This is a genomic window from Cytobacillus sp. OWB-43 (genome assembly GCF_034651445.1).
In the GTDB taxonomy this organism is placed as follows: domain Bacteria; phylum Bacillota; class Bacilli; order Bacillales; family Cytobacillaceae; genus Cytobacillus; species Cytobacillus kochii.
On record NZ_JAYEFF010000007.1, the window covers coordinates 32,772 to 54,770 of the forward strand.

The window sequence follows — 21,999 nt, forward strand, 5'->3', positions numbered from 1 at the left end:
ATACCCCTCTATACGATTTGATAAAACTTGTCTATTTCAGATTCTGTTCCATAAGAGTGCCCGCTTAAATTGACTGTTAACTGTTCTCTTAAAGCATCATCTTTCATTAATAAGCTAATTCCCTTTTCGATCCCATCCACGTTTAAATCTACGATGAGTCCCGTTACTCTATCTATAATTTGATCTTTTGCTGTCGTATAGTTTGTTACGACAATCGGTTTGTGCAGTATTTTTGCCTCGTCTATAGCAATTGCCTTACCTTCAAACCTTGATGGCTGTACATAAATATCAGCTACATCGAGCCAAGGATAGGGGTTCGCTTGTTGTCCAAGCAAAATGAAGTGTTCCTCTAGTTGATGAATTCTAATCAATCTTTCCAATTTGGTTCTTTCTTGCCCCTCGCCAATAATGTACCATTTCAGTTTCATTCCTTTTCGTACTAAACGGCTACAAGCCTCAATTGCCATATCTAGACCTTTTTGCGGATGCAAACGGCCAATGGTTAGTAACGTAAACATTTGCTTTTGTAACGGTATGGACTGACGTGACATTTCGTAAATGATTGTTGGTGACACAATGTTATGAATCACCTTTACTTTATATTTCAATGAAGGAAACTGTTCGATAAACACGCGTGCACATTCATGAGAGACTGTGACAATAGTGGACATTTCTTTAAAATAAGTATGATCGTATGTTGCATCCATACCCATTTCATTGTAATCAATATGTACCCACCCAATTTTCTGTTTCGCATTTACTTTCTCCACACAAAAATAGGTTGAAGATTTCTCTAAAAATCCGATCGCTGTATCGTACGTTTTGACTAGTTGTGGACATGCTTGTTTTAAATATTTCCAGGCATACTGTTCTTTTTGAGCTGTATTTCCTATTCTTCTATTAGCTAAAAAGTATAATAGACGGTTATACACGAGCTTCCATCTGCGTCTCTTGGCTAGAGCCCATATAGCTGAATGGACTGGTAAAGAGAAATGTTCAAAATCTACGGAGTGATTTAGCACAGACACTTGAGGAGGTAGAAACGATAGAAATACACCTTTTTTGGCAAAAAGAAAAACATCCACCTCATACTGGTCATAATCGATTTGTGATAGAAGATTGATCAAGCTTTTTTCTCCTCCACCTGCTGCTAAACTAGGGATAATAAATAATAGTTGTCTTTTCATTATCCTAGCAATTCCTTTAAAGAATGCACGGCTTCATACGAACGGTTTTGTATAATGGGGATGACTTTTAGCAATTGCTCTTTAATCTGGGCTTCTTGTTCTACCATTTCACCAAAATATTGAATCAGTTTATTACTATTTGACACTTCCTCAATCGAAACTACAAATCTTTCACTATTGAATAAGTCATAGGCGATACCTCTTGACTTCACACTATAGCCTAAAACGAGGGTCGGGACAAAACTGGAATAGGCCGCAATGGTTGCATGTGTTCTTGCGCCAATGAAAAAACGCATTTTTGCAATATACCCTTTATACTGTAATGCGTTTAAATCCGCTGGTAGCAATATGACTCTTCGTGAACTTTTATATTTTTGATAGTATTCTTGTAATAAATCATAATCATTATTCCCCTTTTGCATGACATGTGGTGTGAGCGCGATGACAGATTCGGTATTTTCTAAAATATATTCAATTAAATGAGAGACAGCTTGTTTACTACCTTGATTCTTACTAACTAAAAGTGGACTGATATTTAAGCCAATCGTATCCCCATCTTTCCAACCAAAGGGCAGGTCTACTTCTTCTTTCTCTAGTGTAAATGCAGGATCACCACAAAGTGTCACATGATGAATGCCTCTCTTTTTTAACATTTGGTACGTATATGTCTCTCGAGCCAAAATTAAATCAAATGTTTTGAGATCTGCTAGCTTTCTTGCCGACATATCTTCCTCTCCGATCGAACACCCCCATAATACTAATTTTTTCCCTTTCTTTTTGACCATTTTATCAACTTCATACCAACCGGGCTGTTCACCATAACAGTAATTATCTCCGCCAATTGAAAGACAAATGTCAGCCACATCAATTTGATTAATCGTTTTTTGTTGCGCTTTTTGCAAGGCGTATGTTTCGTCTTGAAAGAGTTTATTCCGAATCGCAGCCTTCCACCAATCTGTTGAATATTTTCTTATGATTGTTTCTGAACCATCAAAGATTCCATCTAGCTGTTGTATATGTTGATCTGTTTCAGGTTGATAAGAGGAAAGAAAAACAGCCACATCTTCCACTTTTTCTTTGAGCATAGTTGACGTTGATCGTACAATCGCCTCACAACCGCGATTCTCACTTCCTCCATGGGCAAACATCAATATTTTCATGAATGAACCTCCCCTTTTTATCTATTTCGCCACCTACTATATGCAGTTGCACTATATAAACCAAGAAGCGATTGATGCTTTATACACTTCATTAAGAAGCGGTCATATCTGCCGAGCATTCTTACCTTTTCTAACGGGTAGAGTCGTAAAGCTTCTTGAACAACTGGATGATGAATCATTGTTTGTACATATTGCCTTCTTTCTTTTTTACTTAATTCATTTGTAGGTAAAATATAGATGTGAATATAAGCTAACACTTGATGAAGCAGCTTCATAGCCTTTAGTGTCTTGATTTGAGGGCTACTCATTTCAATCCGATCTGGTATACTACGCTGATAAGAGCGTAACGCATGAGAAAAGTAATCTTTTTCTTGGAGATTTCTTGTCGCACTGCCTGCTACTTCACGATAATAATAACCAGGAAAATCGCTATAAATCGCTGAATTCGCACATAAAAAAAAGGACCAATTAAATTGTCCATCTTCCCCAAGTACCTCGTTTATCGGAAATTGCAGTCGAAGCTTATTCAATGTTTCTCTTCTATATAACTTGTTACACACACTATTAAAATCTTCTTTTTGTAACATATGTGGAATGATAAACTCATGAATGTCCTTTTTATGTAATTTTACCCGCATTGGAAAGGGATAGCTAATCACTCTTTGAATGCCATTGACCTCTTCAACTAAGTGAAAAATAACGACCTCACTATCGAATTGATTAGCAAGCTGATATACGTGCTGATAAGTATTTTCTGTTATTGTATCATCAGCATCTATAAATCCGATGTATTCACCTTTAGCTATTTCAACCCCCTTATTCCTCGCATAGCTGACCCCGTGGTTTTCTTGATTCAAAAGTTTAATGCGATGATCTTTTTCTTGATAAGCTTCAATGAGTTGTTGACTGTGGTCACTAGACCCGTCATTGACGAAGATAAATTCACATTGTTGTAAACTTTGCGTAAGTAAGGATTGAATACATTCTTCCAAATAATCGGCTGCGTTATAAACGGGGATGACGACACTTACTTTAGGTTGTTCCAATGGCCCTATCCCCCTTTTTTATTCACAAATAGCATGTAATTTTTCGAGCTCGGCTTCATTACTAAAGTTCGTTCGTTGACAATTCTTGCTCAACCTCTCCCTTTCCTCCGGATGTTCATATAGCTGAATAATGCTTGAAGCTAATTCCTCTGGATTGTTGCCAGCGATATAACCATCCACTCCAACACGAATTTGGCTTTTTGCTGTAGGATAATTCATAAGTAGTACTGGCTTTGCTAGTATTTGCGCTTCACTTACTGTAACGGCTTTCCCTTCATAACGAGAGGGTTGAACATAGAGGTCACATGCCTTCATAAATGGATAAGGGTTGACCTTTTTACCAAGTAATATAAACTGACTTTCTAAATTACAAGCTTGAATGAGTTGTGTCAGTTCTTTTTCATCTCCACCAAAACCAATCACATACCAAACAATGTTGTGATAACCTTTTTCTTTAACTATTTTCATCGCCTGTATGGCAATATCTATTCCTTTTGCTTTTGAGAGTCTAGCAACTGTAACAATAGTAAAACGATGATCTAAGAGAATAGGATTTTCGACTATTTCCTCAGACAATTCTTGTATAAATGTCGGCGATATCAGATTTTCCATCACCATCACCTTATCGGCTAACTGTGGATAAACGGTAAGAAATGCTTCTCTACAAGCATCAGAAACTGCGATAATATGATCAAATAACCTCCAAACTTTTTCATCTTCATTCGTATCAATATGAAGAGAGGAAAAGTCAGTATGAATCCAAGCAATCTTCTTTTTAGCCTTTACTTTATAGGCTACAAAATGGTGGGGCCATAAATAACTAATAGCCACATCGTAAGTTTTATCCATTGTAGGAAGGAAGGGTGATGAATATTTACCGATTTGCTGCATCTGATAGTAACCCCACTCTTCATCACGTGCGTGCAGGCTTTTCCATTGTGTTTGCCATTTGGCTAGTAGTCTTACAGAAGCCAATAGCATATGTTTCTTTTGGATTGTTTCAATAATGGACTGACGAAAAGTAGCCATACTTGAAAACTCTTGCAACAAATGCACTTGTTTAGGAAGCAAATGAAAAAAATCGCCTTGATGACGATATAATAATAGATCCACCTCATACTTTTCGTAGTTAAGTTGTTTCAATAATTGTAATAAACTTCTTTCTACCCCGCCAATCTCCATATCATATGTAGCAATGAATATTCGGCTCATGACCTCACTCCCGAAAACTTCTTACGTAAATTAGCTAATTTTTCTCCGCCAATCAATTTGACTATATTCCTTTTCACGATTCGTTTAACTAACACATGAGGAGGCAACCAACTCTGATAAAAATGATGCTTCGTTACTGTTTCATCTGATTGCAGGTCGCGACAATTAATATAATCATATGGGGAGAAAATAGCTTGCTCGAATATTACTCCCAAATCTTCTATCACTTGCTTTTGTCCGTTACATATAACACCTTTTTTCTTCATTTCTTCTGTTATGGCGGCAACATTTGTCCATTCGTTAAAAGTCCCGTCATCATTGATAAAATGATTAGATTGATAGGATTCTAAAAAATACTGGATAAGCGGATGCCCCTTACTGGCACCAATCGTGCTTGTTGCAATATAATTGCCTTCTTCAAATCCCCAAAAGGATGGATAATGAAGGAAACGATCAAAAGATTGATAAACCTCGACATCTGTATCAAGATAAACCCCACCTTCTGTATACAAAGCATACATTCTAAAATAATCACTCACAAAAGCATACTTTTTCGCTTGATACGCTTCGTGTACATAAGCATTGCATGTTACATCTACATTGCTTTCATCCCATTGCTTTAGCTCATAATGAGGGAGATGTTCTTCCCAGGACCTTATACACTGTTTCATTAACTCTGGCTTTTCCCCGCCACCAAACCAACAATAATGAATAATTCTTGGTATCTTCTCCATCATTCCAGCGCTCTCTTCCTTTTCTTAAAACTGAGTTATTTATTCTTTACTTCATAAATTCTTTGTTTAACTGTCTCCATCTGATCTTTTTCAATACCTAACTCTCGCATTTCCTTAATAAGTATTTGCCATTGTCTATTTTGCTCCGTGATATAAACGCCTCTGATGACTTCTTCTATTTCAACACCGAGTACGAAAATAATTTTTTCAATGACTTGAATAGAAGGATTTTGATGGACCTCCCTTTCAATATTACTAAGATATGACTTCGCTACGCCCGCTCGTTCGGCTAGTTCTGTTAATGTTAATCCTTTTTGTTTACGTAGTTTTGCAATATTCTTTCCAATCATTCTCTGCCACCTATCCTAATAAATATGGATGCAGATGAAGATTTGAGGTAATGGTTGTTTGAATACAATGTATCACTCTGTTTTGTTGCTCAATTGTCAAATCAGATCCTGAAGGTAAACAAATTCCTTTTTCGAATATCATTTCAGAGATAGATTCGTGCTCGACATCATGTGGATAAAAACTATAACCTTGAAATAACGGTTGTAGATGTAATGGTTTCCATACTGGACGAGCCTCTATATTCTCATTCCTAAGAGCGAAAATTAGCTCCTCGACAGTTACACCAATTGTCTCACTATCAATCAATATAGTAGTTAGCCATCTATTGGAATAGGTTCCCGGAAGCTCAGGTAAAAATGAAATGCCTTCCAATCCTTGAAGCCCTTCTTCATAACGCTGAAAAATTTTCCGACGTGCATTTATTCTCTTTTCCAGATAGGTCAATTGGGCTCTACCAATACCGGCAGCGATATTACTCATACGATAATTAAACCCGATTTGGCTATGCTGGTAATGTAGTGCTATATCTTTTGCCTGTGTGGCTAAAAACGAAGCATACTCCACACCTTCTTTATGATTGGAAACGAGCATCCCCCCTCCAGAAGTAGTAATGATTTTATTACCATTAAATGAGTAAATACCATAACTGCCGATTGTGCCGGTTGGCTTCTCCTTGTATGTAGAACCGAGAGATTCAGCAGCATCTTCAATTAAAGGCACACCATAACGTTGACAAATCATTAGCAATTCATCCATTTTGGCAGGTTGCCCATATAAATGAACGACAATTACCGCTTTTGGTAAATTTCCATTTGCACTCGCTTCCTTTAGAGCTCTTTCTAACGCATCAGGAGACATATTCCAAGTTTCGGGTTCTGAATCAATGAATACCGGTTTTGCCCCAATATAAAGAATAGGATTAGCCGTAGCTACAAATGTAAATGTAGAACAAAAAACGGTGTCTAGAGAGCTAATACCAAGTGCTAATAATGAGAGGTGAATGGCAGCAGTACCCGAGTTCACCGCTAAGCAAGATTGGACATTCACAAGTGTTGACATTTCTTGTTCGAACAAATCGATATGAGGACCGACAGGTGCCACCCAATTATCCGTAAATGCGGATTGTACATAATGAATTTCTTCACCAGTCAAATGGGGAGGCGATAAATAAATACGCTCAGTCAATGTCATCACTCCATTTCAATATTTTCTTTGCTTGTGCGGGTAATCCCACTGCCATTACTCGCTCTGGTATTGAATGAATCACTGTCGAACCTGCCCCTATGACAGACCATTTTCCTAATGTTACTTGTGGAATGACAACAGAAGCAGAACCGAGATGCACCCCCTCTTCAACTTTTACTGATCCAGTTAAAGTTGAACGCGGGGAGATGTGCACATAATCACCAATTTCATTATCATGTTCAATCACTGCTCCTGTATTAATGATTGTATGATGACCAATCACCGCATCCGCATTAATAACCGTCTGCGGCATGATGACGGTTCCTTTACCAATTATTGCGCTCGGACTAATACAAGCAGAAGGATGGATACAAGTGGTGTAGTATTCTATTGGTAAAGCTAGCCTTTCGAACATTTGCTTGCGGATTTTATTATTGCCTATAGAGATAACAAACCGCATATTAGGGTTGATTTTTAGGACATCATGCACATAATCAATCGGTGCTAAAAACGCATTCCCTTTCATTTTTAATGAGCGATGCTTATCATCAAAAATACCAACCACTTTATTTTTTTGCATTGTAATAATGTCAAAGATTACTTTGCTATGCCCGCCATAACCAATTAATGCAATATCCATTTATGTCACTCTTTCATTTTTATTTGGCTTCCCTTAAACACTTCAGTTGTGGCAGCACCTGGCTGATTAATTCCTTCTGAACGGATGACCTTACTAATCGTAAGAAAAAGAATTTTTAAGTCTAGTAAAAAATGTTGATGATCGACATACCATACATCCATTTTTAATTTTTCTTCCCAACTAATCGCATTGCGGCCATTTACTTGTGCCCAGCCTGTGATTCCAGGTTTGACACAATGTCTTCTTGCTTGTTCTGGTGAATATAATGGTAAATAATCTATTAGTAACGGACGAGGTCCAACCAAACTCATTTCACCTTTTAAGACATTAAGCAGTTGTGGTAATTCATCCAAACTATATTTTCTTAACTTATTACCGATTTTGGTCAATCTTTTCTCATCTGGTAACAGATGACCTTGCTCATTTGTTTCATCAGTCATTGTACAAAATTTATATAAGCGAAAGGATGATCCATTAAGTCCAGGTCTTTCTTGTCTGAAAAAAATGGACGATCCGTTGATAAGCAAAACGGTAGATATAATTGCCATTACAGGTGCAAATAAAAGAAGCAGTAAACATGCGCTAATAAAATCAAATAATCTTTTCATTTCCTTCCTCTTCTTATACGGGTTCCGACATCTTATTAAGAAAAAGAAAAAGCCCCACTTTGCATTAAGTGCGGATTTTTCTTATCACTATATCCAGTGGGGTTATTTTTCTGCCAACGCCAGGCGTCTATACACATTTCCTCTAATCCTCTTTGAGCCTTCCAACCTAACCCCGTCGCAGCAGCTGTTGGATCAGCATAACTAATAGGGATATCACCCATACGGGCATCCGTAATGATATACGGTATATTCACATGATTTACTCTCTCAAAAGTTTGGACAATTTCTAAAACACTATAGCCTTTCCCTGTACCTAAATTATAAAAATTAAAACCGGTTACCTTTTTTAATTGTTCTAGTGCACAGATATGTCCCTCAGCTAAATCCATTACATGGATATAATCTCTTACTCCTGTACCATCTTTAGTAGAAAAGCCATCGCCGAATATTTGTAATACCGGTCGTTTACCAATAGCTACTTGGGTAATATAAGGCATGAGGTTATTAGGGATACCTCGTGGATCTTCGCCTAAATTTCCACTTGGATGGGCACCGATTGGATTAAAATAACGTAAGCATGTAATCGCCCAATCATTATCGGATGCATAAATATCTCTCAACATATCTTCGATTATTAGTTTTGTTCTGCCATATGGATTAGTTGCCGATAGATGAGCATTCTCCGCAATCGGTACCTGCTTTGGTCTACCATAAACAGTCGCTGAAGAGCTAAACACCAGTTTTTTTACGTTAAACTGTTTCATTACTTGCAATAAGTAAATCGTGGAAATGAGATTATTATCATAATAGGAAAGTGGATTAACAACTGATTCTCCAACTGCTTTATACCCTGCAAAATGAATCACTGCCTCGATTTCATTATCAGCAAAGACAGAATGAACTGCGTCTTTATCCTTTAAATCAATCGAATAGTACTTTACCTCTTTCTTCGTCATATGCTCAATCCGCTGCACCACTTTTTGATTACTGTTGGAAAAGTCATCAAGAATAATGACATCCATACCACGGTTTAATAAAGAGACACATGTGTGACTGCCAATATACCCTGCTCCACCGGTGACGAGAACACTCATTTTTTTCCCCTCTTTCTCTCGTTATCCTAACCAATCACTTTGGTACTGAATATTTAAACTAATGACTGTTTCATAAAAATAATAGAAAAAATATAGCACAAGGATACAATAATAAATAAAGCGTTGATCCTTTGGTTGAAATAATTTGACTATCCAAGCAACAAGAATCAATTGATAAAGACTAAAATAGATAGAAAATCGCGCAAAAATCCAGTTTTGTGTAGAAATAATCATAAATACTAAACCAACTAGTGCCATATTCACAATAAAATCACTTTTAGGAAAGATAGTCCTTAACTTCTCTCGCCCAAGATAAGCGATGAATAAAGGGGTTGCTTCCACAGCCACGCGTAAAATATTTGCTCCTCCTTCTTGGAATTCTGCATATTGCCCATATTGTGTATCTTCTATCGCTGAAAAAAGGAGTGTCGAAAACTCATTAAAGCCGACAACAATAAGAACGGCTATCAGAAGTAATATCAACGTCGCTTTCGACCAAGCCTTATAACGTACAAAAAAGTAAATAGGTAATAAAATGAGCGCACTTTGATGAATTGAAGAAGCAAGGATAACAAATAAAAAGTACACAGGCCAATTCCCATTTATAAGGAACTTTGTTGCCGCAAATACTATCGCCGCTGCTAAGCATTGGCGAATACCATTCATCGTAACTAAAAATAAACCACCAGTTATATAAATATAAATACTCAACTCAAATAATCTTGCATAGTGTGCGAGAACAAATACTATTAAACTGTTCGTCAATAACGAGACAACGAAAATTAACACTTGCGGGTCATCAGTATAAAACTTCAGAACCATTTGTAATAATCCGAAGCCAATATCCTTTCCCTCTACTATTGTTGCCCAGCTAAAATCATTGACTTCATATGCATGCATATAAAAAAAAGTATCGCCAATATTGGTTCTTGCCCCTGAAACAGCAATAAGAATGAAAGCAACACAAGTAATCATCAGTTTATTAGGATAAACAGTCTGAACTGAATCCCCTACAAGTACAGGTCTAGAAAAGTATCTAGCTATTAAAGCAACACTAAAACTTGCGAATAAACACATCCAAAAAACAGTCATGATTACTGGTCACTTCCCATGGCATTCCTCTTTCGTTGCTCATAGCGTACATAAAATGAAAGTAGATATCCAAATGGTAGCGCAACAAATGTCATTCCTTTTAAAGGTGACGCTTGAATGAAGTGTTTCTTTCGACTTAATAAACAACTAGAAACATAATGTATACATTCTCTTAATTTTTCTTTCAATGATGGAGCATGGATCATTGCTGTTTGACGAAAGAATGCAAAACCTTTCGGGTTTTTATAATATTGATTAAGCATATTTAAACTCGATCCGTCTGGTAAATATTCGACATGGCATAATACTTCATTGAGAAGTAATAACGGTTTTAACTGATCAATAAAAATATACTTATAGCTTAATGGGTAATACTTTTCTCCTGAGAAAATCGGATAAGCAGGGGTCGTTTTTGTCAATGCTGTTCGATAGACAAGCTTCTTATCACCCTTCACTTTATGAACACCATACAATTCCCCTAGAGTACAAGTAGACAAATCAGCGGGTAATTCGGTCCCTATGATATCCCCATTTTGATAGGCATCAAGCCCGACAATTCCAGCTACCTCCTCACTCCCAAATTGGTTCCAATAAGTAATGATTTTCTGTACCGCATCCACTGGCATATAATCGTCAGAATCAATGCACACATTCAATTCTGTTTCGATTAACTCATAGGCTGTATTATGTGCCCCATGCATACCTGAATTTTCCTGGTAATGGTAGCGAATAGAAATGATTCCCTCTTCTATCCACCCTTGAACCAATGACCTTGTTCCATCATTCGAACCATCATCAATGATTAACCACACAAAGGATTGACATGTTTGTTTCTTTAAACTTTCATAGCCTAAATGTAGGGTGTAAGCACGGTTATAGGTAGGGGTAAAGATTGTTAATATTGGTTTCATCTTATCTCGTCCCGCTTGCATGATGTTTAGTATCGTTATATTCGTTATAAAAGGTAGATAACCACTGACTCGTGGTCTCGATATCATAACCAGCTACTTTTAACTCCGTAGAGGTATCCTTATGTTGGTTATCTAATTGCAACAGTTTATCTGCCCATTCAGAAGCCTTTCTAGATAAGCTCACAAATGTTACCCTATTCGTCAGATTCACTTCTGCCGTTATCGTATCAGAGACAAGGCAACTGAGACCTGCAGCTTGTGCTTCAATTAAAACTACAGGTAAACCTTCAAAATGAGAAGGGAATAAAAAGACGTCCAAGGATTGCAAAAGCGAAGGAATATCTTCTCTAACACCTAAAAATTTCACTTGTTGTTCTAGCCCTAGCTTGTGAACTTTTTTCTTTATTTGTGGCATTAAGTCACCATCTCCAGCTAAAATTAAAACAGCGTCTTTTCTTTTATCAGATATAGATTGGAAAATATCTATGATGAAATCATGATTTTTCTGATAATTAAAGCGCCCAATATGACCAATTACAAAAGAATCATCCACGCCCAATTCTCTTCTTATCCGCTTTCGCTCTGGCAAATGATAAAGATATTGACTCACATTTACTGCGTTAGGTAAAACAATTACCTTGTTCTTAGATGATGATGTAAATAACCATTCCCCAGCACGTTCTGAACATGCAAAGTAATAATTAGGATATTCCTTCATGCATAATCTTGCATACTTGCGAAACGGCCATTTAAAATCTATATGTAAATCGCTCAAATGGCTATGCGCAATCCGACACGGCACTCCAGCATCATATGCTGCACGCATAACAAAACTACTGTTTTCGTTTAAATGAGCATGTACAATTCGATAATATGCGTGTTCGGCAAAAAAGGTGTCCAATTGTTTAAAGTATTTTTGGTAATTGCCTGGGCGAATGGATGGCATATGAAATATACGACCACCTAGCCTCTTAATTTCCTTGTCATAATGACCTTCTTCCTGCCGATGGACAATGAAGTCAAATTGAATGCCAACATGCCTAAGCCGACGATAATAATTCATTAACATGGTCTCTAACCCACCACGATTCATAATCGTTACCACTTGCAACACTCTTAATTCCATTATGACCTACCCCCCCAGCGTTTTTTTCTTAATTTATCAATCATCATAAGCATATAGTAGACACTGCTAGCTGAACGTGAACGGGCACAAACAAAAAATACCCTCCAAACGAATGGAAAGTAGCTGAGATCCAACGCTTTAAAAGCCTCTCTAACAATAGGTGCACTTAATATGTTATCTATTTCATTGATTTTTTCTCGTATCGTTAGTTGGCTTTTAGAAGCAAGGATATTTAAGCCTAAACCAATCATATTTAAGCAAATACGATTATTTAAAGCTGATTGGGCATGACGACTGAATGAATATTCCTTTATGCAATGATTCATTTCATCATAAAGTTGTTGCCAAAGCTGAAATAAATCCGATTTATATTCACTCGTTTGTGAATGTTCATTTTCTTTCCAGTAATGATATAAAGGCCGATCGACATAAACAAAAGAGTCAGCTAGGCTCATCACTTTCATATTGAAAAGGGTATCCTCATTTGATCCAATATGATGTAAATCTGTAAAAAAGATAGGTTGTTTTGTTAATAAATTTTTACGGTATAACTTTGACCAAACGGTTCCCATAGCATCAAGCATACTAGGATCAGATACTTCTTCCTTAATTGGACCTACTAATCGCCTGACAATTTGTTCTTTATAGGCTTGATCTCTATAGGTTTTTTCTTTCAAGTGATGGAAGTATCTTTCCTTAGAAAAGTGTTGATACGCTCGTGTGTATCGGCACATAGCGATATCTGCCTGCTCTCGTTGAAGCGCTTCATATAATGCCTCATACATCTCTTGGTGAACCCAGTCATCAGGATCGACAAAACCAATATACTCTCCTTCCGCGTGCTTTAGTCCAAAATTACGGGCCTGGGAGACACCTTTATTCTCCTGGTAGAAGACCTTCAGCCTTTTATCCTTCTCTTGAAATTTTGAAAGAATGTCCCCCGTTTGATCGGTTGAACCATCATTGACGGCAATAATTTCAATTCTTTTAAATGTTTGTGTGAGCAAACTATGTAGACATCTTTCAATATACATTTCCATATTATATATAGGCACGATAATGCTGATGATTGCTTTCATCTTTCTTCTCCTGCGTGTATTTAGCGTAAAGGATCATTAATTCTTCCATGACGACTTCAGTTGAATATTTGCTAATAAGTTGCCTATTTGCTTTAGCGAACCTCTCTCTCTCTTGTTCAGAATGTATAAGACTCTCCATTTTTTCGGCGAAATGATGAACATCAGTCGCTGCTATAAGATATCCATTATGCCTGTCCCTGATCAATTCATGATGCCCTCGATTCATAGTAGCTACAATGGGTAGGCCACAAGCCATTGCTTCCAAAATATTCACTGGGAGGCCCTCCCTTAAACTAGAAGCCACAGCCACATCACTCATTTGTAACCATTCCTTCACTTCATTTGTAAAGCCGAGAAATACTACCTGACGATCAATTCCAAGCTCAGTAGCAAGCCTTTGACAATCTGATAACAGCGGTCCTTCTCCTGCTAATAGTAATTGGCTAGATGGGTGTTGTTTCGCTATTTTCTTAAACGCTTGTAGTAAAAGCCTTTGGTTTTTGTTTCGATTAAACTCTGCTGCATAAAAAAATAAAAAAGCCTCTTTTTCAATCAGATGCTTTTCTCTTAGTTTTTCCTTTATTTCCTTATCAATTGGCTGATATTGCGCTACATTGACGCCCACTCCATGGATAAAAGCTATTTCCTTCGCTTTCAATGCCTTAGTGGCTAAGGCATAATCTTCTTGATTAATCGTAATTAAACAGTCCGTTTTCCGCGCCAAGGTTTTTTCAATAGGATAATAGATAAGCCAATTAAGTAGTGGTGCACCTTTGCAAAAATGAAATCCATGGGCAGTATAAAATAGTAATGGCTTCTTCTTCAAACTAAAAGTTGCCAATCTACCAAGTAATCCACCAGTGGGTGTATGGCAATGAACAATATCGTATTGATGAATCTCCATTAAGCTTTTCAACTGCTTGTACGCATATAGATTGGCTTTTTTCAACGGATGCCTTTCTATTGGGAGGCGATGCTGTTTGGATACAAAAGGTAAGGTTAAGTCTCCTTTAGCCGCTATATGGATTTCCCAACCTTGTTCGTATAGTTGTCGCATAAAGGGGAGATGAAATGCCTTGAAATGATAGTCGACTGTGGCAACTAATAGCAGTTTCTTTGCTGTCATTTGATTGGATATCTTTCTGTTATCGTTTGTAGAAAACCTAACAGCTCCTCTTGTAAATCCTCACGTTTTAAAGCAAATTCAATGGATGTTTGAATATAACCAAGTCTCTCACCAACATCATAGCGCTCTCCTTGAAATTCGAATGCAAATATCGGTTCACTATGATTTAAAGTAGCTAACGCATCTGTTAGTTGAATTTCATTCCCCCTCCCTGGCTCTTGATATGAAAGAATATCAAAAATACTCGGTGGTAGGATGTATCGCCCCATGATAGCTAAATTAGATGGTGCCTGATTAAGGTCTGGCTTTTCAATTAAAGAACGAACCGTATGAAGTCTTTCCGTCACTATTTCACCATCAATGATGCCATACCTTGATACTTCTTCGTCTTTCACTTTTTTCACCCCGAGAATCGTGCCTTTATGCTCTTCATACTGTTCTATCATTTGAGCTATGCAAGGCGTAAATCCTTCAATAATATCGTCACCTAACAAGACCGCAAACGGCTCATCGCCAATAAACTTCCGTGCACACCATATGGCATGTCCTAACCCAAGCGGTTCTTTTTGTCTGATATAATGAAGGTTGGCCAGTTGAGATGACTTCTTCACTTCTGATAATAATTCAAATTTACCTTTGCTCATTAAATTTTGTTCTAGTTCAAAAGAATAATCAAAGTGATCCTCTATTGCCCTTTTCCCTTTACCTGTAACAATAATAATATCTTCAATACCAGCAGCAACTGCTTCTTCTACAATGTATTGAATTGCCGGTTTATCGACAAGTGGTAGCATTTCTTTTGGCATTGCTTTTGTTGCAGGAAGAAATCTAGTTCCTAAACCGGCAGCTGGAATAATCGCTTTTCTTACTTGCCTCATACTTACTCACTCCTTCTTCATTAAGATAGTGATAACATATTAGCAATTTCCTGCTGTTTCTCTGGCGTTTCTTTTCGGTTTGCAAGGGTTAACAATCGTTCTCTTAATTCCTCTTTACTCATCACAGGATATAAATCAATTAAACTTTCAATCTCTTCAATATAAAGAGTGGCGCTTTTCCCAATATAAATATGTGGGTAAATTTGCTGATCGTCCATTTCTTCCTTATTCAATAGTTCTTCAAATAACTTCTCCCCTTGGCGAATACCAGTGAATTTAATACTTATTTCCTGAGTTGTATAGCCGGAAAGTTTAATTAAATTTTTTGCTAAATCATATATTCTTACCGGTTTACCCATATCTAAAATAAATATCTCACCACCTAATGCTAGTGCACCTGCCTGTAGCACAAGCCTTGACGCCTCAGGAATGGTCATAAAATATCTCACCATATCAGGGTGCGTGACAGTAATTGGTCCCCCTTTTTCGATTTGCTTTTTAAAAAGGGGAATAACACTCCCTCTACTACCTAATACATTGCCAAACCTTACCGCAACAAAACGAGTTGTACTTACTTTATTCATTTGTTGAACAAGCATTTCTGCAAGACGCTTCGATGAGCCCATTACACTTGTTGGATTTACTGCTTTATCTGTTGACACCATTACAAATACATTGACTTGTGACTGATGAGCTGCCTCTGCCATATTCCTTGTACCAATTATATTATTTTTTACTGCTTCCTCTGGATGTTCTTCCATTAATGGTACATGCTTGTGGGCGGCTGCATGATAAACAACTGCCGGTTGATATTTTTTCATGACTTGAATCATGCGTTCTTTATCTTGAATATCAGCAATAACAGGAATCAGTTCGCTATCACTTTTCATATCTACCAGTTCTAATAATATGGAATAAATGCTGTTTTCTCCATGACCGAGAAGAATCAAACGCTTCGGTGAAAAAATTAAAATCTGTCGACAAATCTCTGAACCAATTGAACCACCTGCACCAGAGACAAGTACCGTTTGATTGGCAATATACTCCGAAATGCTATTGTCCTCTAAGAGAATCGGCTCTCTTCCGAGTAAATCTTCCACCTTTACATCTCGTATATGATTGACTTTTACTTCTCCCATGACAATATCTTCAATAAAGGGTAGTGTTTGTGTCTTGCTATTCGTTTTGGTACATTCATTAAAAATGATTTCGAGCTCTTCTTTTTTAAGTGAAGGGATAGCAATGATTAAATGCTCTATACCCATTTCCTGAACAATCTCTCTTAATTGTTCTACCTTCCCTAAAACCTTTAAGCCTGCTAAATACAAGCCTTGCTTCCTAGAGTCATCATCAATAAATCCGACTGGAATTAATTGATCATGTCCTTGCATCAATTGTTTGGCAAGCATCCCTCCTGCTGAACCAGCACCAATAATTAATGTTTTTTTCTTATTAATAGCTAACTCTTGCATTTGTTCTCGATAGACTCTTACGCCATATCTCGAACTTGTTAATATAATAAGCAACACTAAACTATAAATGATTGTAAATTGTGGAAGAAACGCTTTTAATAACATGTAGTATGTAATCATTGTTAAACAGACTGTCGTTCCTACAAGCCTGAGAATAATGAGAAATTCTCGAATACTAGCATAGGACCATAATTGCTCATAGAATTGCTCTTTATAAGCAAAGATATAATAAAATAGAAGTGATAAACTATAAATTATAATAGCTTGATTGTATGAGATCGAAGTTGGGAGTAATAGATACGTAAATATAAAAGAACTCAATAGTAATACTGCATCCATCAATAACGAAAATATAAGCTTTAGTCTGTATGACACAATATCATCCCTCCCTTGCTTCAGGATTTCAAATGACTTATACCATCAGTGAATGATTAGAACTAATACAAGTCTCAACACATGTAAAGACATTAAATATTTTAAAAGTAAAACAGGGCATCTAACCCCCCCTCTCACCACACTCTTGACGACAGGGCGTCTAAGGTTTCTTTCAACCCACAGCATGACCGAGTATCTCTCTTAGATAAAGGCAAGGAGACATCACCTTAAATATTCTTTATAACGAACAATCATAAAAAAATTAATGGCTTCCATTCAAGATGGTGCCAATAATGTTCGACTTTGCATATTGTAGTGTTTTTTTAGCATTGTAGACATGTTCTGCTTTTGTTTGCCCTTGTTTTACGACGAGTATCACACCATCACTAACATTCGCTAACACCTTTGTATCAGTAACATCTAATAAACAAGGGGAATCAATTAAAATTACATCATATAATGGACTAACTTTAGCTATGAGCTTCTTCATGACACTAGAACCAAGTAGTTCTGAGGGATTGGATGGAATCTTCCCACTAGGCAATAGTTTTAGGCCAGGAATTTGCGTAGAAATAGTCACTTCTTCCTGTATTGCATCGCCTTTCAATACATCTGTTAAACCAGGCTCTTGAGCTGCCATAAACATTTGATGTAATGCTGGATTTCTTAAATTAGCATCAATCAAGAGTACTTTCTCTTTTTGGTTCGCAATTGATACAGCAATATTGCCTATCATTGTCGTTTTACCTTCATAACGATCTGGTGAAGTAATAAGCAAGACCATATGCTTTTTCTCACCATTGATAAATTGGATATTTGTTCTTATCGTGCGGAATTGTTCAGAAATGATAGAATGAGGGTACAAATAAGTGACTAAGTTTCGTCCCTTATTGCTCGTACCGATTTTCCATTTCCGCATATTGACCATTAGTCTTCCTCCTTTCTTTCATTGTTTGTTTTTGTTTCTTTTGTTTCAAATTTTTTGTATGTATGATTGAAACAGTACCAATTGTTGGCACATCGATTAATCTCTCAAGCTGGCTTTCTGACTTTACAGAATCATTTAATGAGTCTAATAGAAAAATAAAGCCTATTCCCGCAACTAAACCTAATACCCCTGCAATTACTATTATATTCAGCCCATTACTTTCATTAATAGGGGTCGGGTTTGTTCTTGCCTCCGACAAAATGCTGACTTCATCAAAATCCATAATTGTCGGGATTTTTTCAATAAACACTTTTGCTGTAGTATTAGCAATTAAAGCGGCTCTTTCTGGATGTGAATCAACTACGGTTATATTCACCACCTGCGTATCATCAACACTCGTAACAGCAATCTTATTCGCTAATTGATCACTTGTTTCCGCTAATCTCAATTCTTTAATTACTTCCTCTAACACCACTGTGTCTCTAATGATGACCTGTAGAGTATTTCGATACCCTACTTCTGCCCCAATAATAATATTCGTATCACTTTGATAGAGTAACGTTGGTTTATTTAATAAGTGATAAATAAAAGCAATCCCACAAGCAAGCAACGTAAAAAGAAGCACCAGCCAAAACCTTTTCTTAATGACTTTAAATAGTTCAGGTAATTGTATTTCTTTAGCCTCAGGTTCATTCAAATATCTGTTCATTTGTAATCCACCTTTTGTATTTTCTTTATAAAGAACAAAAAGAGTAAAAAAATAGAATTAGATTAGATTGATTTTATTTTAGTTCTTTATAAAGAACAAGTCAACAAGTTTTCTTTCTTGCATTTTGTAGTATTTGCCGTTTCCTATTTAGCCATAGAAAAGGTTTTATCACATAATAGAGTGGGAACCATTTTTTCGGTAACGGGAATGCTTGATAATCTTCGGACAAAGGATAGAACCATTGCAAATAATGAATGAACTTCTGCTTCAAAGTAAATAAACTACGTAAATATTGCGCATGATAATGAGCAATTTCCTTTGGTACATGATGATCATGTAACGAAACCAATTGGTGAAAATAAAACGATGCCCCTCTTGCTAATTTTATTGATGCGCGCTTATCCATGCATGTTGATTTTACATTTGAATTAAATAGTTTCACTGATAATAATAATGCCTGCCCAGCGATTTTATCGTATTTGTATTGGGTTAAATGATGTGACCAGTCCTTATCATTCACAAAACTTCCCTGTAACAAGATCTGATGAATGTCGAACAGCCATCTTAACCTTGACCAACCGTGCCTAGCACCGTGAGTACTTAAGAAATAGAATAAATCTTTTTCACCTAAATAAGGAAAGCTAATTTGACTACTCCATTGGCTTTCTCTTCTTCTCTCCCATAACTCGGTAAAATGGGGCTCTGTGCTTGGTGCAGGGTGAAGGCGCCAGTGAACTTCTACCTTCGTTCGATGTTGCTTATGAAAATAGGTAAAGTGGTGATGTCGCCATTTCCAATCATCCAGCACCGATTCAATATATTCATCTTTTTCATAACCTTGTAGGAGCATTAATTGTTCTGCTTGTTCAATACGTTCAATCGGCACCAGCAAATCAATATCAGCACAAGTACGCAAAGACAGATCACCGTAAAGCTCTTTAGCTAGTATCGGACCTTTGAGAAAAAGAAGCGGTAGAGATGCTTGTTGAAACTGCAAATAGAGTGTGTGCATTTCCGCAGTCAAATGCAGCATACGATAGATATTCTGCTCATAATCTTTCTTTATTTTTGTAAATATATATGCTGGCATCTTATCAGCTACCCTTTGTTCATTTATTGCATGATATATTTGCGGGAATATTCGATGATGCTTTACTGCTAGCAGGAACTGATCCCAATCTACCTTGGTACATAATGAAAGTACTAATTGCTTTTCATTTTTCATCAATGATACGATCAACTGCATTTCTAAAGGTAAATTTTGATTATCCAATGACGTTCTTACCATCTCTCCTTCTCCTTTTTCGGTATACATGCAAACATACTAACAATTGTAAACTTATCTTTTTCATGCGCCCCGCTCAGAAAGAAAGTACCACTTCTTAACCATGCATGAGCGACAAACTCACCGTAATCATCCCTTGCAGTCCCTAAATATAAAGTACTTTCTATTCCTCTTCTTTCAAGCATTTTCATACAAGCAACAGCCTTCACTAAGCATTCACTCTCCCAAAACGTATACCGACTCATATGATGTACTGCTTCAGAAATTTGTTGAATAGGATTCTCTCTATGAAGGTCCTGTGTTTGTTCTGTCTCTTTCATATGCTTACCTAATAGATGTGAAACTTTAGAAAATGGTAACTGCTTATAGATTCTTGCATAAGCTAGATAAATTAGGGCCTCTATTAATAATTGTTTTTTCTCCCAGGGAAGAGCAAGAAAATGTTTAAGTTTATGAAAAAGTATGCTATTCATGTTGATGTACTTCAATAAGCCCTTCTTTTAAAAGCTGATCAAGAAAGGAAAACACCTCTTCTTCACACTTGATTTGCTCCACTTCGTATTCTGCTTGCATTTGCACAATGAGAGAAGAGATTAACACGCCTTCTTGCATCTTTCCCCAGATTTCACCACCAATGACACCTAAATTATAATACTTACCGTTTTCAATATTCAGCATCACTTTCTCACCGTTCATATCACTTACCATATTTCCACTTACTTGTTTCACGATATCATTGATTGACAATGGCTTCTTTGTTATCATTCTGCTCCTCCTCAAACAAGTTATGAATCGTATCTGCCAGCTCATATGCTGAAAATAAGTTCGACCGCTCGATCGCATACATAGGAATTTGACTAGCAATCTTAACCGATAAATCAAAATGCCAAGCTAATAGTCCTAACCGCCCGATCATAAAAGGACGATATGTATGAGCATCCAAAACTTCAATTTTTTGCAACCCATTTAAAGGGTGTATTTCTTTTGGTCTTTCATTCACCTGATGTAGGACGAAAATACCTGCAAGTGGAACCGAGTGATGTGTGAATACATTCTGTACAGGTATAGCATATTTATTTTCTCTATCAAAAAGAGGATGATAACTTGTAACTGATAAACCTAACTTTTTAATACTTTCATCCCATAGTTTTTGTTGTGGGTAGCTCGGTACTACATAGGCCGTGCCGTTTACTAATTGAATAGGTATGACATCATCACTTAATAACGACCATCCTTTAAGAATAAGCGTCGAAGCTAGTGTCGACTTTCCTGCCCCTGAATCTCCGACAATTAAATAGGCTTTGCCATCCTTCATTACTGCACTTCCATGAAGGGGTAATATCCGCCTTTGCATTAACAGTACACCCATACACGATCCTAATATAAACAAACGGACCTTATCTATTGAACTACTAGGATGGGGATCAAAATAAATGCTCCTGCCCCCCTCAATATAGAAAGTTGCCGTTTCATTAACTGTAAATAGAACGGATTGATCTGTTAATACTTTAAATTTTCTTTTCTCTCCATAATTATCCCATATAGATGATAAATCTCTTTGTTTAATACTAATCATCTCAATAGGATTAGAAGGCTCAGATTCTTCGGTAGCAACAAGTTCTTTAAATGGAATATCACTTAATACATATAAACCGAATGCCCGATATTTATGTGTCTTCTTATCCAAAACGATCCTCCTTTCTTAGAAAAGCGCCAGACACCACTGCCTATAAGCGTAAAAGAAAGGACGCTGCTTATCCTGTTTTTTTAAGCTATACCAAAGAGTAATAGCGTCCATATT

23 protein-coding genes are annotated in these 21,999 nt (G+C 36.8%); all 23 read right to left on the reverse strand.

Going from position 1 to position 21,999, the window contains the following annotated elements; translation table 11 throughout:
* Positions 1 to 8 precede the first annotated feature (8 nt).
* Positions 9 to 1,187: a glycosyltransferase gene (locus tag U9M49_RS19275; RefSeq protein WP_322910397.1), complete on the reverse strand. Its 1,179-nt coding sequence runs from the start codon at positions 1,185 to 1,187 to the stop codon at positions 9 to 11.
* A complete protein-coding gene (locus tag U9M49_RS19280; protein WP_322910398.1) occupies positions 1,187 to 2,347 on the reverse strand; it encodes a polysaccharide pyruvyl transferase family protein in 1,161 nt (386 codons plus the stop codon). Before U9M49_RS19280 ends, U9M49_RS19275 begins: the two co-directional genes overlap by 1 nt.
* Positions 2,348 to 2,364: 17 nt before the next feature.
* Positions 2,365 to 3,393 carry a glycosyltransferase family 2 protein gene (locus U9M49_RS19285; protein ID WP_322910399.1) on the reverse strand — a complete coding sequence of 343 codons (1,029 nt, stop codon included), beginning with the start codon at positions 3,391 to 3,393 and terminating at the stop codon, positions 2,365 to 2,367.
* An 18-nt stretch (positions 3,394 to 3,411) separates the two neighbouring features.
* Complete coding sequence (locus U9M49_RS19290) at positions 3,412 to 4,605, reverse strand: glycosyltransferase (RefSeq protein WP_095372107.1); 1,194 nt, start codon at positions 4,603 to 4,605, stop codon at positions 3,412 to 3,414.
* Complete coding sequence (locus U9M49_RS19295; RefSeq protein ID WP_095373617.1) at positions 4,602 to 5,339, reverse strand: glycosyltransferase family 32 protein; 738 nt, start codon at positions 5,337 to 5,339, stop codon at positions 4,602 to 4,604. Before U9M49_RS19295 ends, U9M49_RS19290 begins: the two co-directional genes overlap by 4 nt.
* A gap of 35 nt (positions 5,340 to 5,374) precedes the next feature.
* A complete protein-coding gene (locus U9M49_RS19300; protein WP_095372106.1) occupies positions 5,375 to 5,689 on the reverse strand; it encodes a helix-turn-helix domain-containing protein in 315 nt (104 codons plus the stop codon).
* 10 nt (positions 5,690 to 5,699) lie between these two features.
* Complete coding sequence (locus U9M49_RS19305; RefSeq protein ID WP_322910400.1) at positions 5,700 to 6,881, reverse strand: DegT/DnrJ/EryC1/StrS family aminotransferase; 1,182 nt, start codon at positions 6,879 to 6,881, stop codon at positions 5,700 to 5,702.
* Complete coding sequence (locus U9M49_RS19310; protein ID WP_322910401.1) at positions 6,868 to 7,515, reverse strand: acetyltransferase; 648 nt, start codon at positions 7,513 to 7,515, stop codon at positions 6,868 to 6,870. The genes U9M49_RS19305 and U9M49_RS19310 overlap by 14 nt, the downstream gene beginning before the upstream one ends.
* 5 nt (positions 7,516 to 7,520) lie before the next feature.
* Complete coding sequence (locus U9M49_RS19315) at positions 7,521 to 8,123, reverse strand: sugar transferase (RefSeq protein ID WP_322910402.1); 603 nt, start codon at positions 8,121 to 8,123, stop codon at positions 7,521 to 7,523.
* 35 nt (positions 8,124 to 8,158) lie between these two features.
* Positions 8,159 to 9,217, reverse strand: a complete 1,059-nt coding sequence (galE, locus tag U9M49_RS19320; RefSeq protein WP_322910403.1) for a UDP-glucose 4-epimerase GalE — start codon at positions 9,215 to 9,217, stop codon at positions 8,159 to 8,161.
* A gap of 21 nt (positions 9,218 to 9,238) precedes the next feature.
* Positions 9,239 to 10,309: an EpsG family protein gene (locus U9M49_RS19325; RefSeq protein WP_095372102.1), complete on the reverse strand. Its 1,071-nt coding sequence runs from the start codon at positions 10,307 to 10,309 to the stop codon at positions 9,239 to 9,241.
* Between the two features lie 2 nt (positions 10,310 to 10,311).
* On the reverse strand, positions 10,312 to 11,220 hold the full coding sequence (locus U9M49_RS19330) for a glycosyltransferase family A protein (protein ID WP_095372101.1): 909 nt from the start codon (positions 11,218 to 11,220) through the stop codon (positions 10,312 to 10,314).
* 1 nt (position 11,221) lies between these two features.
* Positions 11,222 to 12,346: a glycosyltransferase family 1 protein gene (locus U9M49_RS19335; RefSeq protein WP_233435205.1), complete on the reverse strand. Its 1,125-nt coding sequence runs from the start codon at positions 12,344 to 12,346 to the stop codon at positions 11,222 to 11,224.
* Positions 12,346 to 13,425, reverse strand: coding sequence for a glycosyltransferase family 2 protein (locus U9M49_RS19340; RefSeq protein WP_322910404.1), 1,080 nt, complete (start codon positions 13,423 to 13,425; stop codon positions 12,346 to 12,348). The genes U9M49_RS19335 and U9M49_RS19340 overlap by 1 nt, the downstream gene beginning before the upstream one ends.
* Positions 13,388 to 14,551: a glycosyltransferase family 4 protein gene (locus tag U9M49_RS19345; RefSeq protein ID WP_095372098.1), complete on the reverse strand. Its 1,164-nt coding sequence runs from the start codon at positions 14,549 to 14,551 to the stop codon at positions 13,388 to 13,390. Before U9M49_RS19345 ends, U9M49_RS19340 begins: the two co-directional genes overlap by 38 nt.
* Entirely contained in the window at positions 14,548 to 15,429 is an 882-nt protein-coding gene (gene galU / locus U9M49_RS19350; RefSeq protein ID WP_095372097.1) for a UTP--glucose-1-phosphate uridylyltransferase GalU, read from the reverse strand. Before galU ends, U9M49_RS19345 begins: the two co-directional genes overlap by 4 nt.
* 20 nt (positions 15,430 to 15,449) lie before the next feature.
* Positions 15,450 to 17,276 (reverse strand): polysaccharide biosynthesis protein, encoded by a 1,827-nt coding sequence (locus U9M49_RS19355; RefSeq protein WP_095372096.1) that lies wholly within the window; start codon positions 17,274 to 17,276, stop codon positions 15,450 to 15,452.
* A 262-nt stretch (positions 17,277 to 17,538) separates the two neighbouring features.
* Positions 17,539 to 18,204 carry a CpsD/CapB family tyrosine-protein kinase gene (locus tag U9M49_RS19360; RefSeq protein WP_095372095.1) on the reverse strand — a complete coding sequence of 222 codons (666 nt, stop codon included), beginning with the start codon at positions 18,202 to 18,204 and terminating at the stop codon, positions 17,539 to 17,541.
* Positions 18,164 to 18,913, reverse strand: a complete 750-nt coding sequence (locus tag U9M49_RS19365; protein WP_095372094.1) for a YveK family protein — start codon at positions 18,911 to 18,913, stop codon at positions 18,164 to 18,166. The genes U9M49_RS19360 and U9M49_RS19365 overlap by 41 nt, the downstream gene beginning before the upstream one ends.
* Positions 18,914 to 19,013: 100 nt before the next feature.
* On the reverse strand, positions 19,014 to 20,201 hold the full coding sequence (locus tag U9M49_RS19370; RefSeq protein WP_157733907.1) for a nucleotidyltransferase family protein: 1,188 nt from the start codon (positions 20,199 to 20,201) through the stop codon (positions 19,014 to 19,016).
* Complete coding sequence (locus U9M49_RS19375; RefSeq protein WP_095372092.1) at positions 20,195 to 20,671, reverse strand: lasso peptide biosynthesis B2 protein; 477 nt, start codon at positions 20,669 to 20,671, stop codon at positions 20,195 to 20,197. Before U9M49_RS19375 ends, U9M49_RS19370 begins: the two co-directional genes overlap by 7 nt.
* Positions 20,664 to 20,963 (reverse strand): lasso peptide biosynthesis PqqD family chaperone, encoded by a 300-nt coding sequence (locus tag U9M49_RS19380; RefSeq protein WP_095372091.1) that lies wholly within the window; start codon positions 20,961 to 20,963, stop codon positions 20,664 to 20,666. The genes U9M49_RS19375 and U9M49_RS19380 overlap by 8 nt, the downstream gene beginning before the upstream one ends.
* A complete protein-coding gene (locus U9M49_RS19385) occupies positions 20,932 to 21,885 on the reverse strand; it encodes an aldolase (RefSeq protein ID WP_095372090.1) in 954 nt (317 codons plus the stop codon). Before U9M49_RS19385 ends, U9M49_RS19380 begins: the two co-directional genes overlap by 32 nt.
* Positions 21,886 to 21,999: the final 114 nt, after the last annotated feature.

Coding starts and splice junctions, on each gene's coding strand:
- U9M49_RS19365 (WP_095372094.1), bottom strand. CDS start 18,913: ATGAACAGATATTTGAATGAACCTGAGGCTAAAGAAATACAATTACCT.
- galU (WP_095372097.1), bottom strand. CDS start 15,429: ATGAGGCAAGTAAGAAAAGCGATTATTCCAGCTGCCGGTTTAGGAACT.
- U9M49_RS19370 (WP_157733907.1), bottom strand. CDS start 20,201: ATGGTAAGAACGTCATTGGATAATCAAAATTTACCTTTAGAAATGCAG.
- U9M49_RS19280 (WP_322910398.1), bottom strand. CDS start 2,347: ATGAAAATATTGATGTTTGCCCATGGAGGAAGTGAGAATCGCGGTTGT.
- U9M49_RS19305 (WP_322910400.1), bottom strand. CDS start 6,881: ATGACATTGACTGAGCGTATTTATTTATCGCCTCCCCATTTGACTGGT.
- U9M49_RS19295 (WP_095373617.1), bottom strand. CDS start 5,339: ATGGAGAAGATACCAAGAATTATTCATTATTGTTGGTTTGGTGGCGGG.
- U9M49_RS19275 (WP_322910397.1), bottom strand. CDS start 1,187: ATGAAAAGACAACTATTATTTATTATCCCTAGTTTAGCAGCAGGTGGA.
- U9M49_RS19345 (WP_095372098.1), bottom strand. CDS start 14,551: ATGACAGCAAAGAAACTGCTATTAGTTGCCACAGTCGACTATCATTTC.
- U9M49_RS19310 (WP_322910401.1), bottom strand. CDS start 7,515: ATGGATATTGCATTAATTGGTTATGGCGGGCATAGCAAAGTAATCTTT.
- U9M49_RS19360 (WP_095372095.1), bottom strand. CDS start 18,204: ATGGTCAATATGCGGAAATGGAAAATCGGTACGAGCAATAAGGGACGA.
- U9M49_RS19380 (WP_095372091.1), bottom strand. CDS start 20,963: ATGATAACAAAGAAGCCATTGTCAATCAATGATATCGTGAAACAAGTA.
- U9M49_RS19335 (WP_233435205.1), bottom strand. CDS start 12,346: ATGGAATTAAGAGTGTTGCAAGTGGTAACGATTATGAATCGTGGTGGG.
- U9M49_RS19300 (WP_095372106.1), bottom strand. CDS start 5,689: ATGATTGGAAAGAATATTGCAAAACTACGTAAACAAAAAGGATTAACA.
- U9M49_RS19375 (WP_095372092.1), bottom strand. CDS start 20,671: ATGAATAGCATACTTTTTCATAAACTTAAACATTTTCTTGCTCTTCCC.
- U9M49_RS19315 (WP_322910402.1), bottom strand. CDS start 8,123: ATGAAAAGATTATTTGATTTTATTAGCGCATGTTTACTGCTTCTTTTA.
- U9M49_RS19290 (WP_095372107.1), bottom strand. CDS start 4,605: ATGAGCCGAATATTCATTGCTACATATGATATGGAGATTGGCGGGGTA.
- galE (WP_322910403.1), bottom strand. CDS start 9,217: ATGAGTGTTCTCGTCACCGGTGGAGCAGGGTATATTGGCAGTCACACA.
- U9M49_RS19325 (WP_095372102.1), bottom strand. CDS start 10,309: ATGACTGTTTTTTGGATGTGTTTATTCGCAAGTTTTAGTGTTGCTTTA.
- U9M49_RS19340 (WP_322910404.1), bottom strand. CDS start 13,425: ATGAAAGCAATCATCAGCATTATCGTGCCTATATATAATATGGAAATG.
- U9M49_RS19330 (WP_095372101.1), bottom strand. CDS start 11,220: ATGAAACCAATATTAACAATCTTTACCCCTACCTATAACCGTGCTTAC.